The sequence below is a fragment of the Xanthocytophaga agilis genome, from assembly GCF_030068605.1.
In the GTDB taxonomy this organism is placed as follows: domain Bacteria; phylum Bacteroidota; class Bacteroidia; order Cytophagales; family 172606-1; genus Xanthocytophaga; species Xanthocytophaga agilis.
Map to the genome: position 1 here is coordinate 26,652 of NZ_JASJOU010000024.1, position 15,936 is coordinate 42,587.

Consider the following 15,936-nt stretch of genomic DNA (forward strand, 5'->3'; position numbering starts at 1 on the left):
GTTGTATTCAAGTAATTTGGATAGGTTGTAAAATGATTTTCTTTACTAATGAACTGGTTGTGTTTTTATTGAGTTAAATTGAGTCGTAATTAGTGAAAACGCAGGTTTATGGCTCGAATTGTTTCCTTCTGGATAAAAATAATATGTGTTTTGGGTGTAATAAGTATTGGAAAGTACTACCCACTAAAAGCACAAGTGAAAAGTGTATTACACCTACACCCACAGAACTCACACTATTTTTTGTATCAGAACAGACCGATGGTTTTGGTAGGGTCAGGTGAACATTATGGCTCTGTTATAAATCTTGATTTTGACTACAAGAAATACTTACACACTATTGCTAACGAGGGTTTGAATGTGACAAGAGTATTTATGGGTGCCTATGTGGAGAAACTGGGAGATTTTGGAATCACCCGAAACAATATAGCACCACGGGAAGGCCGATTACTATTGCCATGGGCACGAAGTAAAACACCTGGTTATGTATTAGGCGGATATAAATTTGATCTGACTACCTGGGATCAGGACTACTTTGCCAGATTGAAGGACTTTATGACTGAAGCAGCCCGACTAGGTATTATGGTAGAGATCAATCTGTTTTCGTCTTATTATGAAGATGGATGGAAATACAGTGCGTTTAACAGAATAAATAATGTCAATCACACTGACACTATTACTTCTAAACAGGTAAACACATTGGCGAATGGAAATATTCTGGGGTATCAGGAAAAGTATGTACGTAAATTGGTACAGGAACTGCTGCCGTTTGGAAATTTTTATTTTGAGATTCAGAACGAACCATGGTGGGATCAATCTGAGGAAACTTTTGTGTGGAATGAATATGGAGCCCCTAAAGACTGGTTTACTCAAATTCAGATTGTATCACAGAAGTCCAGAGAATGGCAAAAGAAAGTAGCACAATGGATTAGAGAGGAAGAACAAAAACTCTCTGCCAAACCACATTTGATTTCTCAAAATATAAGTAACTTTTATTACCCTATTGCTGACACAGATTCCAATGTATCTATCTTTAATTTTCATTATGCATTGCCTAAAGCGGTAACAGATAATTATTATCTGAATAAAGCGGTTGGTTTTAATGAAACAGGATTTGCAGGTAGAGAAGACAAAACCTATCGTCGACAGGCTTGGCGATTTTTAATGGCAGGTGGGGGCTTATTCAACCATCTGGATTATTCGTTTTCCGTTGGGAACGAAACAGGACAGGATACTTCCTATAAAGCTCCAGGTGGCGGAAGTGTCATGCTTCGTAAACAATTGAGTATATTGAAACACTTTTTTGATAGAATAGGATTTATCAACTTATTTCCGGATGCTTCAGTGGTACAGACCGCCCCCGGAGCTGTTACTTATACATTAAGTGATAGAAAGTCGCAATGGGTAATCTACTGGGAGTCTATGACCCCTCATATGTATGACCTTACAATTAATCTCCCTAAGGGTGTCTATGAAGCAGAATGGTTTGATGTAACTACTGGAAAGTCCATACAGAAAATTTCTACTGGAAGTGGAAAATTATCTGTTCCTGGTAATGGGGAGGATAGGGTAGTTGTGATACGCAAAAGCTCTATAGGTAAGTAGAGAATGTAATAAGATTCTATATTTATGGCTTAGCCTATGCTATTGGTTTGGCGAAATGATACACAAAGCCCTACTCACTACTATGCTTATTCCGGGCATTCCAGTGCAACTGATTCGTTAAAGTTTTATCAAGGCCCTTATACATTTGGGCGAGACATGAAAAACATATACATACATATTGAAATAACGAAATAGGTAATTGGTTGTGCTTATCCCCAAAGCTTCTGTTAAACCGAAAAGACAGATGTTTTGGGGATTCTTTTTTATGCAGTTTAATTGATCTGGCAAAAATCGCTATCCTATCTCTATTTACCTGCTAACAGATAAAACAAATCCAAGGAAAAAGATTTTTATTCTTATATTTTTTCTTCTATCAAAAGAATAATAGGCATTTGTTGGATAAGAAAAACTGCCTTCAATGCTTGTATAAAGCCTTTCCTTTCAAAAACTCAGGGTTTTCCCTGAGTTTTATTTTCAGGGATTTTCCCCGATGTGTAAAGTGCAATTGTAACATAATTTTGTACCATTAATTGAGGGGTATAAACGTTGATAAGAAACTGATATTTTCCCGGCCTCTGGTATTTTCCAGTATAGAGCCGGGACTTTATCCTATCCATTCCAGCAGCGATGTACCAACCTTAATCGCATCGGGCCTGACTTTACTCCACAAAATGTCTGGTATTACTCCTGAATGGATGCACTTTATGCTTAAGCTATGATTGGCACTTCATTAAGCAGTTTCAATTCTTGAAATGCAAGGTTGTTTTACCCATTCAATCACACTATTAAATGAACACTTGTATTATGGCGAAACTATTTACACACTCTAATTCTGGAATCAGGAATCTCTTATTTGCCACTTCTGGTTATTATTGGATAACATGGGTTCTTCTTTTGACTGGACTATCCGTGATTTTTTCCGAAGTACAGGCACAATCGGCTAAAAGAACCATCAAAGGAACTATCCAGTCTGCGATGGATACTAAAGAAATTCCGGGAGCCAGTGTTCTGGTAAAGGGAACTTCTATTGGAACCACTACAGACGCCAAAGGGGAATTTACAATTGAAGCCTCAGACAATGATGTATTGGTTGTTTCTTTTATCGGATATGTCACTCAGGAAATCAAAGTAGGCTCTCGTACTACGATTGATGTGCTTTTACCTGAAGATATTTCTATACTGAATGAAGTGGTTGTTGTGGGGTATGGAGAGATGAAACGCGCAGATCTGAGTTCTGCTCAGACTACTATTGCTGCAAAAGATCTGGAAAAGACCGTGAACACAACCTTGGAGCAGGCTATTCAGGGTCGGGCAGCTAATGTATACATTACACAAAATACTGGTCAACCGGGTGGTGGCATTTCTGTAAATATTCGGGGAATAAGTTCAGTGAATGGAACAACAGAACCGTTATATGTCATTGATGGGGTTCAGATATCAGGGGCAGCAGGTGGATCATACGGACAAACAAGTTCTATTAACCCGTTGGCAGGCCTCAATCCAAGTGATATTGAAACTATTGACATTTTACAGGGCCCCTCAGCTACTGCTGTCTATGGTTCACGAGGAACAAATGGAGTTGTATTGATTACTACCAAACGAGGTAAATCCGGTAAAATGAAGGCAGGTTATGCCTTTACTTACTCGCTACAAGACCGTCCCAGTTATTTACCAACTCTGAATCTGAGAGAATATGCTGAGATGGTAAATGAATATCGGTCTTTGACAGGTAATACACCTGTTCCTGAATTTCACGATCCATCCTTGCTTGGAGAAGGCACTAACTGGCAAAAAGAGTTATTCCGTCAATCTCCTTTGGTAAAACATCAGGTAAGCTTAAGTGGAGGAAATGATAAGACTACCTATTACATGTCAGGAGAATATTTTAAACAAGAAGGTGTGGTGGCTGGATCTGCCTTTGACCGATATGCTTTCCGATTGAATGTAGATAATCAAACACGTAAATGGTTAAAGCTAAGCACTAATATTGCTCTGAATCAGACTAAGGACAAAGTTAACTCCACACAAAATGATCTGATAAGTATTGCTATAGAGCAGGCTCCCAATATAGCCGTACGTAATGCGGATGGCAGCTGGGGTGGGCCTGTAAATGCACAGTTCTCCACATCCAATCCGATTGCGTTGGCGAGCCTAATTGATAACCGGATTCGCAGAATGAATGCGCTGGGAGGTATCAGTGCAGATATCAATATCTGGAAAGGATTGGTGTTTCGTACTTCATTGAATGGAAATGCTCAGTTTAGTAACGGATATACATTTACACCTACCTATAAAATGGGTAGTATTACAAATAATACGGCAATTTCTGATAAGTCTGCGGGAAACTCGCTTTACTGGAACTGGAATCAGTTAGTACAGTACAACACACAAATTAAGAAACACTCGATTGGGGTGATGCTAAGTCACGAAGCACAGGAAAGCTGGTATGAAAACCTGTCTGGTGCTCGTTCCGGATTTTTAACCAATAATCTGACGGAGTTATCTTTAGGCGATGCAAAAACAGCTACCAATACGAGTACAAGAGGTAGTTGGGCTTTAGAGTCCTACCTGGGACGGTTAAATTACTCTTTTGCTGACAAATATTATTTCCAGGCTGCTTTTAGAGCAGATGGCTCTATCAACTTTGGAGCAAATAAACGTTGGGGATATTTCCCTTCAGCATCTGTGGCTTGGCGCATTTCACAGGAAGCTTTCATGAAAAACCTTCCAGTAGTGAATGAATTAAAAATCCGGTTTGAAACAGGAACTACCGGGAACTCTGGAGGAGGACAAGGATACTTAGCTAAACTAACTTCTTATACAACTACTTGGGGCGCAGGTTTTCTGGCAGGAAACTACTCAAATGAAAACTTTCAATGGGAGCCTACTCTTACCTATAATTTAGGCCTTAATCTAAGTTTGTTTGACAGCAGAATTCAAGTTGATGGAGATGTGTATCTGAGAAAAACAGATAAGCTGATAATGAAGACTCCATTACCTTATTACATGGGTACATCTGGTCAAGGGTCTATCACCGCACCTTTTGTGAATCTGGGTTCTATGGAGAATAGAGGATATGGCGTTACTATTACCACTGTAAATATCAATAAAAGTGATTTTAGTTGGAGAAGTAGCTTGAATATATCGGGGGTAAGAAACAAGCTTACCAAGCTATATTCAGAGAATGCCTACCTGGATAGAACCTATTGGTTTATGACAAACTTCCTGACTCGTTCGCAGATAGGGCAGCCCATATGGCAATTTTATGGTTATGTAAAAGAAGGTATATTCCAGAATCTGGATGAAGTTAAGAATTCTCCTATTCCTAAAAACAATACAGTAGCACAAAGCAGCACCTGGGTTGGGGATGTAAAATACAAAGATTTAAATGGGGATGGTATTATTGACGGACAGGATCAGAAAATAATTGGCAATCCATGGCCTAAGTTCACAGCAGGATTTACCAACACATTTAATTACAAAGGAGTAGAGTTGATGGTATTACTGACAGCTTCCTATGGTAATCAAATCTTTAACTATGTGCGATTCAAAAATGAAAACGTAACCCGTATCAATGTTGGTCGCAATCTTCTGAAAGGAGCAACCAATTATGCTCGGTTGGAAACTGACGATGAAGGAAATCCTTATGTATCAAATGCAGGAACCACTCATCCTCGTATTGTGGCAAGTGATGCCAATGGTAACGGAGACAGAGCTACACAGGATTACATAGAAGATGGATCTTATCTGCGTGTCAAAAATGTGCAGCTTAGTTATTCACTCCCTAAATCCCTTTACTCAAGAATTTCAGGATTAGACGGAGTTCGTATAGCACTGGGAGTTCAGAACTTAGCCACTTTTACCAAATACAAAGGGTATGATCCAGAGGTAGGCGCCTATGTAGGAAATGGCTCAGACCCTAACAGTACAGTAACAGGTGTAGATTATGGTCGTTATCCGCTGACTCGCATGTATACTTTTAACCTTGGTATTGATTTCTAATTCTGGATTCTCTGATTTCTACATGTATGAAAAATATTCACAAGTTTATATATCCGGCTTTTACTGCATTTGTATTCTTGCTATCAGGTTGTGGCAAAGATTTTCTGGAAAGAACACCTCAGGATTCGATTGTAGATGAAAACTACTATCAGACAGACGATCAAGTGTTGATGGGAACGGCTCCACTGTATAACACTGTCTGGTTTGACTATAACGACAAAGCTTCATTTGCTGTTGGTGATGCACGGGGAGGTACACTATTTTCGGGTTCTAGCTGGACTTCTCATGTGCGTTTTACCACCTCATCTACAGAAGATGAGGTATTGTATAGCTGGAGAGCTTTCTTTAATACAATCGGGCAGTGTAATACGATCATCCGAAATGTCAATAAGTTTGCGGGAGCAGCAGTATCTGAATCAATTAAAAAACATGCGATTGCAGAAGCCCGTTTTATGCGTGGTCTGGCTTATTCCTATCTTGTACGTAATTACCAGGCTGTGCCTATTATTACAGATAACACTGCATTACTAACGGATACAACACTTACACGTAATACAGTCGAGTCTGTTTGGGAATTTATTATCCGGGATTTCAGATATGCTGCTCAGAATCTGCCTGTTACACCTGTAGCTGAAGGACGTATTACAAAATGGTCTGCCGAAGGAATGTTAGCCAAAATGTTTCTGACAAGAGCAGGTTTAAACCACTCTGAAGGAAGTCGGGATCAAACCGACCTGGATAGTGCCAGATACTATGCCAAAGATGTAATTGACAATAGTGGTGCTAAGCTGGTAGCAAACTATGCTGATTTGTTTAAAACTGCGAATAATAACAATGTGGAGAGTTTGTTTGCCTTGCAATGGGTATACAATGGAGAGTGGGGAACACAAAATACATTACAGGCTTATATGGCTTTTAATTCCTCCATTACAGGTTTTTCGGATGGATGGGGTATAGATCATGGCGCCACTGCTGACATTCTGAAAGAATATGAAGCAGCAGACTCTATCCGCAGAAAGGCAACGTTTATGTTTCCAGGTGACCGATATAATTATGTCCATCAGGTTGTGACCAATCCTGATGGGACGCAAAGTACAGAGGAGCTAGTTGTCACAAATGGAAATCGTGCCAATGTAAAGAAATATGTAGTAGGCTTAAGCTCTGACAATGATGGTAAGGTTGCTTTTATGCGTACAGCTATCAATACATATATGTTACGATTGGCAGAAGTATACCTGATCTATGCAGAAGCTGTTATGGGAAATGCAAACTCTACTAGTGATGCTGAAGCACTCAAGTACTTTAATGCTGTACGTACAAGAGCCGGATTGACAGCTAAGACATCCATCACATTTGATGATATTTTTCATGAGAAGCGTATTGAGTGTGCCATGGAAGGTGTACAATGGTATGAGTTTGTGCGGTTGTACTACTTCAATCCTACCAAGGCATTGAATATACTCAGCAACATGGACAAAGGGAACTATACGATTACGCATGTACAAGGATCTGTTCCTCCCAAATGGAATATTACCTATAATCCTGTGTATTATAGTGTAGATGCGGCTCATTTCTTTCTGCCTTATCCGGAAGTAGAGCTTACTCAGGCTCCCAATCTGCGTAAGGAACCTGTTCCCTATACATTTACCGAGGATTTGTAGGTCTTACTATTCCTTTGATTGACTGTTTCACAGACTGTAATTTATACGCTATCATGAAAAATATATCTATTCATATACGAACCCTCCTTTACTGGAGTGTTCTGCTCACTATCATGGTGTCTCTCAATGCCTGTAAGGATGAAGAATTGGGAGCACCTGTTATCAAACAAGTTCGAATGCTCGATCCTGCAACAAAAGATAGTACATTCACGCAGACATATCCTGGTACACTGATTGCCATTCAGGGTGAGAATTTAGCTGGTGCAAAAAATATCTACTTTAATGGCTATGATGCGTCCTTTAACCCGGTTTATAATACTAACCAAACCATCATTATAACTATTCCGGCAGAGGCTCCGACAGAAGCTACAGAATCTTCTGTTCCCAATACATTGCGGATTGTTACTACACACGGTGAGACCACTTTTTCCTTTACATTATTACCTCCTAAGCCTGTTATTAGTAGTATCTACAATGAAAATGAACTTCCCGGATCGAAGATGACTATTACCGGAGCTAATTTTTATCTGGTAGAGAAAATTACTTTCCCTGGTAATGTGGAGGTAACAGAGTTTACCGTATCGGAAGATGCAGAGGCTATTGAAGTAACAATTCCTGCTTCATTGACAACAAGTGGATCTGTAAAGGTTACGACTAAATATGGAGAGGTAGAATCTAGCGCACCTGTTAATTTTTATACCGGCTCTGGTGTACTATGTAATTTTGATGATGTGAATACATTACTCTGGGGATGTGCTACTTCCAGTGACGATTCTAAGTTTCCAGGAGGTCATGGTAATTATGCATTGATGGAGTTTGCTGGTATTGGGGCTGGCGATGGTGGCTGGTGGAACACTAACCGATCCATTAATACCGGCTCTGCTCAATGGGTAAGTGCCGAAAATCTGAATGATGGGATTGCCAGCTATTCTTTGAAGTTTGAAATCTATATTAAAGAAGAATGGAAAGTTGGAAGTATTTTGATTGCGAAAGATGGTAACTGGAACAATTATATGGCTCGGTATGCTCCTTGGAGTGGAGGTGATAATAGTTCAAGCAGTACTGCTTATACGACCACTACCGGTTGGCATACAGTAACTATCCCTCTCACAGATTTTAAGAAAACCAAAGATGGTTCGTATGATGATAGTGGTAGCTCACCAACCTCTCTTACTCAAGTGCTGGGTGAATCGGGAACTGGTGGTATCAACTTCTACTTTATTAATGACGGAAGTGAGACTGTAAAGACATTTTCTGCAGCAGTAGATAATATCAGAGTAGTTAAGAATATCCAGTAATACGTTCAGTCTTTGGGTCTTGATTATAAACGTTTGTCCTGTTGTAGAGACTATGTGCTATAACAGGACATTTTTATAGGATCAGATCTGAATACCTATTGTTCTAATGCCAGGCAAATCAGTTAAATATGAATGGACTATACCTAGTGTAGAGTTGTGTATAGTCTGTCCGGTTAACAGATGTAAAGGGTGTTGTACTGCATAAGCTTGTCTCTCAATAATATCTCTATCTCCTAAAGAGGTTCCATTAGAACAAACAGAAAAATATAAATACAATCTTTACTTATTATTCTATTACCTATTTATGGAAAAGCCAGTGAAAAGAAACCGATTCCGGTTTGTTGCAGGCGTTTTTGCATTGATGAGTAGTCCATTAGCCAATGCACAGACTCCTTTTATTCTCAATGACCCCGTCGATATTAGCAAAGACTTTAAAGACTATACCAATACATACTTTCTGGCCGATAACCTTAAGACCTTTGATCCTGCATCCCTATCGGGTACCATAACCTGGAAGCGGGCCAGATACACTACCCGACAGGCCTTTGACAATACGATGTCTGGCTTAGATCTGGCACCACAGAATGAATTTCCAGGTATTGAATATGCGGCAGATCCGGTACTTCCATTCTCTATTCAGTTTGTATCACCCAAAACTATTCGGATTCGTGCCACATCCGGACCTCAATACCATAAAAGTGAGCCTTCACTGATGCTGGTAATAGAACCAGCGACGGATAAATCGTGGCAATACGCTAAAGTAGCAGGTGGACATCAATACAAAAGTGCCTTCGGACGAATTGTGATTAAAGAAAATCCCTGGAAAATAGAAGTGTGGGATGCACAGGGACGGTTGTTGACGCAAACACGCCATCAAACAGATGGAAAGAGTTCATTTACGCCTACTTTACCCTTTTCATTTGTGCGACGGGCTTCTGATTATTCCCGAAGCATAGCAGCCGTATTTTCGCTGATGCCTGATGAAAAGATCTATGGCTGTGGCGAGTCGTTTACAAAACTGAATAAGTACGGACAGAAAGTGGTGTTATGGGCCGATGATGTCAATGGGGTAGAGACAAACGAAATTTATAAGCCTGTTCCGTTCTTTATGAGTAGTCGTGGGTATGGTATGTTTATGCATACATCTTCACCAATTACCTGTGATTTTGGAGCTACCTTTAATGCGAACAATGCACTGATGATTGGAGACGATGAACTGGATCTGTTTGTGTTTCTAGGAGAACCCAAAGACATTCTGGATGAGTACACAAACCTGACAGGCAAGGCTGCCATGCCACCCTTATGGTCATTTGGATTGTGGATGAGCCGTATTACCTATTTCTCTGAAGACGATGGTCGTAAGGTTGCGAAACAATTGCGTGAAAATAAAATTCCTTCGGATGTTATTCACTTTGATACAGGTTGGTTTGAAACAGACTGGCGTTGTGATTACCAGTTTGCACCTTCCCGCTTTAAAGATCCTGTTGGGATGATTCAGGACCTAAAGAAACAAGGTTTTCATACCTGCTTATGGCAGTTGCCCTATTTTGTACCCAAAAACAAGCTATTTACTGAAATCGTAGACAAAGGTCTGGCTGTGAAAGATGGCAAAGGCAATATCCCTTATGAAGATGCTGTGCTGGATTTTACGAATCCAACTACTGTTCAGTGGTATCAGGACAAAATAGGAGGGTTATTAAAACAAGGTGTAAGTGCTATTAAGGTTGATTTTGGTGAAGCGGCTCCTTTGAATGGTGTTTACTCCAATGGGCGTACTGGTTTCTATGAGCATAACCTGTATCCTTTACGCTATCAAACGGCTGTAGCTGATATTACCAAACGAATCAATAATGAAAATATCATCTGGGCAAGAAGTTCTTGGGCTGGTAGTCAGCGTTTTCCGTTGCACTGGGGAGGGGATGCTGAATCTACAGATATGGGTATGGAATCTGAATTGAGAGGTGGACTATCATTGGGGTTGTCTGGATTTTCGTTTTGGAGTCATGATGCAGGCGGTTTCACTACCAAAACCCCTGAGGAGCTTTATCGTCGGTGGTTGCTAATGGGACTCTTCTCTTCTCATACTCGCTGCCATGGACAAGCACCTAAGGAACCATGGGAGTATGGTAAAAATTTTAATCATTACTTTCGTAAGGCAACGGAAATGCGATATAAGTTAATGCCATATATCTATGCACAGGCAAAGCAGGCAACAGAAAAAGGATTACCTGTATTACGAGCTTTGTTTGTCGAGTTTCCGAATGATCCGGGAGCATGGCAGGTTGACAACGAGTATTTGTTTGGTTCGGATATGCTGATTGCACCGCTATTCGAAAGCGGTTTGCGTAGCCGTAATGTATATCTGCCACAAGGTCAGTGGATCGACTACCAGACAGGTAAAGTATATGCAGGTGGCTGGCATACCATTGAGGCAGGAGAACTGGATATTATCCTACTGGTGCGTGATGGAACTGTGTTACCACATATCAAGCTGGCACAATCTACTGCTGAGATGGATTGGACAAATCTGGATCTGGTAGTGTATTCAGCCAGTGGAAACACTGCAAAGGGGATAGTTTGTTTGCCAACAGATAATGTGGTGAAAACAGTAAACCTGACCAGGAAAGGAAATGCTTTTGTAGTGGATACAGATCCTCTTAATGGGAAAGTGAAGTGGAAAGTAAAATATTATACAGAGTTATCCGTTAATTAGTCTGAGCAGAAGTACATACTATACCCCAGGGAGTTATCTATGATAATTGCTCTGGGGTTTTTAGTTATTTTTCTATACTCTTTTGTGAGAAACAGTTTTTTCATGGAGCTATTGTTTGGCAATAATGTAACTTTACTGACTGATCAATACGCTATTGAATTATGTTCTGGTTTGAAGACGAAGTAAAATCGCTTGAAAAGAAAAAGTTTCCCGATCCTCTTAAAAAGAAAATTGTATTTTATGGCAGTTCATCTGTACGGTTGTGGGGGGATATTGCTGCTAGTTTTCCCGGTCACAATATTCTGAACCTTGGCTTTGGTGGGTCTACTCTTGCCGCTTGTGCCTGGTATTTTGAACGTGTGGTAGTTCCTTATCATCCGCAAAGTCTGATCATTTATGCAGGGGACAATGATCTGGGTGACGGAAGGCATCCGGAAGAAGTACTATTGTTTTTGGTAGCACTGATGGAAAAAGCCTCACTCTCTCTGAAAGATGTCAATGTTTCCTTTTTGTCTGTCAAGCCGAGTATTGCCCGCTGGGATATTATAGACCGCATTCGCTATACCAATCAGATTATACAAAAAGAGATTCATGCCCGTTCCCAATGGCATTACATTGATGTATTTACGCCTATGCTGGATGCCAATGGATATCCCCGGAAAGAACTTTTTCAGGATGACGGATTACATCTGAGTGTGAAAGGCTATCAGGTATGGCAGGAAGTTATTGGCCAAAATTCACATATTATTTTTTAATGATTCATTAATAATGCGTTAATATACAATTAGTTATATTCGGATGTTAATTTATCCGAAAAAATGAACCGCGAATACCATCAATGGTTTAGTCCACATCTGAACCGCACTATGGAATTATTGGTTCTGGGAACATCCGGAACACGCGTATTGGTATTTCCTGCACGCATGGGGCGATTCTATGATTATGAAGACTGGGGTTTGAGTGAAGTACTGAAGCCACATCTGTGCAATGGAGAGTTACAGTTATTTTGTGTGGATAGCATTGATGGAGAAAGTTTGTATAACTTCTGGGCCGATCCTCCACATCGGATTCGCCGACACCTGGCATATGAGCAGTATGTGCTAAAAGAGGTACTGCCTTTTTCTGAGAAAAAGAATCCCAATTCTTCATTGATTTCACATGGATGTAGCTTAGGTGCTTTTCATGCGGTTAATATTGCCTTCCGGCATCCGCAACTTTTTGATAAAGTGATTGCCTTTAGTGGAAGATATGACTTGTCTGTACCTGTAGCAGAGTTTAGCAGTTTATTTGGCGATTACTATGATGAGGAGATCTATTTTAATACGCCCAGTCACTTTCTTTATAATCTGCAGGATGAGTATTGGCTGGAACATCTGCGACAGATGGAGATTGTATTGACCTGTGGCAATGAAGACCCTTTTCTCGAAAATAATCGATCATTCAGTCAGTTGCTATGGCAAAAACGGATCTGTCATTCCTATTATGAATGGCAGGGACGTGCACATAAACCCCATTACTGGCGTCAGATGATAGGTGTATATCTGCAGGCGCTTTTATGCTAGAGGAATATGAATAGTAACAGATGTACCTACGGCTGGAGCGGAATTAAGCCATAGCATACCTTGTAGGTATTCTATTCGGGACCGAATATTCCGCCAGCCACTTCTTTCCGGAGCGACGGTTTTTTCATCAAATCCTACCCCATCATCTTCTATTGTGAGGCATAGTATATCTTCCTTCTGATATACAATCTCTAATAGTATTTCAGAGGCTTCAGCATGTTTGAGTGCATTGGTGAGTAGTTCCTGAACGATTCGGTAAATCATTAGATTTTTGTCGGGTGTGATAGGGGTAGGAGAACCAAAATGCTGGAAGATAATCTGTGGAGATTCTTCTTTTTGTTTGATAATCAGATCTTCCACCGCACGTATCAAACCGAATTTTTCCAAAGTATTGGGTTGAAGGTTGCCAGAGATGGAACGTACTTCTCCACAGGCATCGTCAATCATCTGAACGACCTTCTCTCTGGACATATTGGGATGTTCTATACACATCTTTATACGGGAGAGAAGCGTTCCAACTCCATCATGTAACTCCTGCGAAATGCGGGAACGTTCGCTTTCCTGACCTTGTATCAATGCACTAAGAGTTTCTATTTGAAGGTTCTTCTTGACTTTCTCATCCCGTAACTGATTTAAGTGAACCTGGTTGGCTGCAATGTATATGGATGCTCCAGTCAGACATACCGCCAATACAACAATGATGATATAAAATTGCTGCCGGGATTGCAGACGGTCCAATTCTGATTGAGTAAGCTTTTTTTCAAGAGCTGCCTTCGCCAGCTGTTCTTTCTGACGGCCAATAAGCAAATAGTCTTTAAACGAATTGATATCTCGTTCTATTTTGGAATTATAGGCATAATCAGCTGTTTCCTGCATTCTAAGCATATACTGAGTGCTTTTTTCATAGTCTTTCAGATCCATGTAAGCATATCCCAGACTTCGGTATACTTCCCTGCGTAGTTGAAGGAGCGTGATATTGGATTCGGTTATTTTCAGACTTTCCATAAGGGTAGGGATGGCTTCAGTAAACTGGCCCATATCTTTATAGGAACGACCTTTGTAATAGAGAGACAGGGCTTCCAGCCATTCGATATGTGCTTGCCGGGCTATCTGGAGACTTTTATCAGCATAGGCAAGGGCCTTGGCATTATTAAAAATGTGACCATATAAATCAGCCCATGCCGCATCCGTTCTTCCCTGAAATAGTGGGATTCTTAACTTGTTGTTTAATTGATCTGCTCTTTGCAGCATTTGGGTGGCTTCAGGAATGAGACCTTCCTGTACATGCACATTGGCTAAATTGATCAGATGTCCAATTTCTTTCTGTGGAATATGGCTGCGCTTGAAGTAGGCTACTGACTGTGTTATATATTCTTTGGCAAACTGACGAAACAAGGGCCTGTCCATAAAGTAAATACCCAAAGCTCCCATCGCCTCATAGTAGTTCAGCGAATCGCCTTTGAGACGAAACATTTCCATACTATTGCTGTAGCTATAGACAGGAGACTCTTCAGGATCATTCCACTTTTCCTGATTCTTGGCATAGGCCAGATAACAGAATGCTATCCCAAGTGTATCTTTTTGTTGCTGAAAGTCACGAAGCCATCGGATTAGTTCTTCCTGATTGTAATTCTTTTCAGGGTCAGGATAGGGAGTTTGTGCAATAGCTACACAGTACAGGAAAATTCCACAACTTATACCTATAAGCAGAACGATCCTCCTCATAAAGTGAAAATAAAAGATTAAATTTTTTGGTGAAAATATTATATTTTTGCCAGCTTTCTACACTGTTTTCCAGGATTTTCGCATGATAAAGGTTTTATTGGCCGACGACCACAAGATGTTCACAGAGGGGATTGCCTCCTTTCTTTCTCAGGAGTCTGATATTGAGGTGGTTGGGTCTTGTCAGGATGGGGCTCAGGTATGGAGTGCCTTACAGGAAAGCTCTATAGATATAGTGTTGCTGGACATCAATATGGGTAAAGAGAGCGGATTGGACATCTGTAAGCATATTGTAGAAGGATTTCCGAAGACAAAGGTATTGGCAATCTCCATGTATAGTGAAGAAAGTTTTATTCGTAAAATGTTCAAGAACGGAGCTTCCGGATATTTATTAAAGAATACTGGAAGGGAAGAGTTGCTTAAGGCTATACGTACCATTTTTGGAGGCAACACGTATCAGAGTGCAGAGGTAATGGAGATTGTGTTGAAAGGAATGAACAGACAGAAGCAACAGGAAGGAAATATCTATAATGTGCGTTTCTCCAGAAGAGAAAAGGAGGTTCTGGATTTAATTGCAAAAGGATTGACTACCAAAGATATTGCTAAGCAGCTATTTATCAGCGAAAAAACGGTGGAGACACATCGGAGCAATCTGCTGGCAAAGCTAAATGTACACAATGTAGCCAGTCTCATTAAAGTGGCTGTACAGTATGGATACTTATCATAGTACTGGAATAAAAGAGTATTCTATAAAAATAAACCCAGCCAAACAGGCTGGGTTTATTGTATGTAATTGGTTTCGCTAACTGTTAATTACTTAAATACTGTTGCAAACATTTCCTGTGCTTTAGCTCCTACTAAAGGCATTGGTTTTTCTTCACCATTAATAGCTGAAATTAGTCCGAAAATCCAGAAAACAAATAAGCCAAGACAGGTAACAAGCCAAACTAGTTGTCCTAGTATGGGTATCCATGCAACAAAACCAACTGCAATACCTATAATTATTAATAGTAACATCTGACGTAAGTGAAAGGCTCCTAGTGATGTCTTATTACTACTGTGCATAATCAATGCAATGATGAATCCAACAAGAGTTAAGTAGCTTATGATCGCAATAGTTTTACCATCGTCAGTAACAGGAACGATTTGGTGACTTGGTTGTTCTTCCATGTTTGTAAAAGATAATAAGTGGATAAATGTAAATAGTTTTATAGTAATGTTTTCTTGCATAGTCCCTGTTGTAAATTTCTGTAAGTCAAAAACTTATCAACTTGTTATGCTTTTAAATGTTTATGGTGATATATATAAAAGGTAACCATGTTTTATGATTTTTTTTTATCCAAGAATAGACGCAACCTATTTTTTGAATGGAAGAA

Annotated in this window: 10 protein-coding genes; 8 read left to right on the forward strand and 2 right to left on the reverse strand. The window is 40.1% G+C overall.

What is annotated here, in order from left to right; genetic code table 11:
• The first annotated feature begins 108 nt into the window (after window positions 1-108).
• The 7 genes from QNI22_RS37990 (at window position 109) to QNI22_RS38020 (ending at window position 12,838) form a co-directional block, all read left to right on the forward strand.
• Window positions 109-1,602 carry a P-loop NTPase family protein gene (locus QNI22_RS37990; protein ID WP_314519552.1) on the forward strand — a complete coding sequence of 498 codons (1,494 nt, stop codon included), beginning with the start codon at window positions 109-111 and terminating at the stop codon, window positions 1,600-1,602.
• Window positions 1,603-2,406: 804 nt separating this feature from the next.
• The gene (locus QNI22_RS37995) at window positions 2,407-5,604 is read left to right on the forward strand and encodes a SusC/RagA family TonB-linked outer membrane protein (protein WP_314519554.1); all 3,198 of its coding nucleotides are present in this window, start codon (window positions 2,407-2,409) and stop codon (window positions 5,602-5,604) included.
• A gap of 26 nt (window positions 5,605-5,630) precedes the next feature.
• Window positions 5,631-7,265 (forward strand): RagB/SusD family nutrient uptake outer membrane protein, encoded by a 1,635-nt coding sequence (locus QNI22_RS38000; RefSeq protein WP_314519556.1) that lies wholly within the window; start codon window positions 5,631-5,633, stop codon window positions 7,263-7,265.
• Between the two features lie 53 nt (window positions 7,266-7,318).
• Entirely contained in the window at window positions 7,319-8,563 is a 1,245-nt protein-coding gene (locus tag QNI22_RS38005) for a glycan-binding surface protein (protein ID WP_314519558.1), read from the forward strand.
• A 316-nt stretch (window positions 8,564-8,879) separates the two neighbouring features.
• On the forward strand, window positions 8,880-11,276 hold the full coding sequence (locus QNI22_RS38010) for a glycoside hydrolase family 31 protein (protein WP_314519560.1): 2,397 nt from the start codon (window positions 8,880-8,882) through the stop codon (window positions 11,274-11,276).
• 161 nt (window positions 11,277-11,437) lie between these two features.
• Window positions 11,438-12,031 carry an SGNH/GDSL hydrolase family protein gene (locus QNI22_RS38015; RefSeq protein WP_314519562.1) on the forward strand — a complete coding sequence of 198 codons (594 nt, stop codon included), beginning with the start codon at window positions 11,438-11,440 and terminating at the stop codon, window positions 12,029-12,031.
• Window positions 12,032-12,094: 63 nt separating this feature from the next.
• Entirely contained in the window at window positions 12,095-12,838 is a 744-nt protein-coding gene (locus QNI22_RS38020) for an esterase family protein (protein ID WP_314519564.1), read from the forward strand.
• Here QNI22_RS38020 and QNI22_RS38025 read toward each other — a convergent pair.
• Window positions 12,830-14,563: a tetratricopeptide repeat-containing sensor histidine kinase gene (locus QNI22_RS38025; protein WP_314519566.1), complete on the reverse strand. Its 1,734-nt coding sequence runs from the start codon at window positions 14,561-14,563 to the stop codon at window positions 12,830-12,832. The genes QNI22_RS38020 and QNI22_RS38025 overlap by 9 nt on opposite strands.
• Before the next feature lie 82 nt (window positions 14,564-14,645).
• Between QNI22_RS38025 and QNI22_RS38030 the strand changes: the two genes are divergently transcribed.
• Window positions 14,646-15,287 (forward strand): response regulator, encoded by a 642-nt coding sequence (locus QNI22_RS38030; RefSeq protein ID WP_314519568.1) that lies wholly within the window; start codon window positions 14,646-14,648, stop codon window positions 15,285-15,287.
• An 86-nt stretch (window positions 15,288-15,373) separates the two neighbouring features.
• Here QNI22_RS38030 and QNI22_RS38035 read toward each other — a convergent pair whose 3' ends face one another.
• Entirely contained in the window at window positions 15,374-15,790 is a 417-nt protein-coding gene (locus QNI22_RS38035; protein ID WP_314519569.1) for a DUF4870 domain-containing protein, read from the reverse strand.
• Window positions 15,791-15,936: the final 146 nt, after the last annotated feature.

Bases quoted from the DNA above. Each gene is read 5' to 3' on its own strand.
- QNI22_RS37990 (WP_314519552.1), top strand. From the start codon at position 109: ATGGCTCGAATTGTTTCCTTCTGGATAAAAATAATATGTGTTTTGGGT.
- QNI22_RS37995 (WP_314519554.1), top strand. From the start codon at position 2,407: ATGGCGAAACTATTTACACACTCTAATTCTGGAATCAGGAATCTCTTA.
- QNI22_RS38000 (WP_314519556.1), top strand. From the start codon at position 5,631: ATGAAAAATATTCACAAGTTTATATATCCGGCTTTTACTGCATTTGTA.
- QNI22_RS38005 (WP_314519558.1), top strand. From the start codon at position 7,319: ATGAAAAATATATCTATTCATATACGAACCCTCCTTTACTGGAGTGTT.
- QNI22_RS38015 (WP_314519562.1), top strand. From the start codon at position 11,438: ATGTTCTGGTTTGAAGACGAAGTAAAATCGCTTGAAAAGAAAAAGTTT.
- QNI22_RS38020 (WP_314519564.1), top strand. From the start codon at position 12,095: ATGAACCGCGAATACCATCAATGGTTTAGTCCACATCTGAACCGCACT.
- QNI22_RS38025 (WP_314519566.1), bottom strand. From the start codon at position 14,563: ATGAGGAGGATCGTTCTGCTTATAGGTATAAGTTGTGGAATTTTCCTG.
- QNI22_RS38030 (WP_314519568.1), top strand. From the start codon at position 14,646: ATGATAAAGGTTTTATTGGCCGACGACCACAAGATGTTCACAGAGGGG.
- QNI22_RS38035 (WP_314519569.1), bottom strand. From the start codon at position 15,790: ATGCAAGAAAACATTACTATAAAACTATTTACATTTATCCACTTATTA.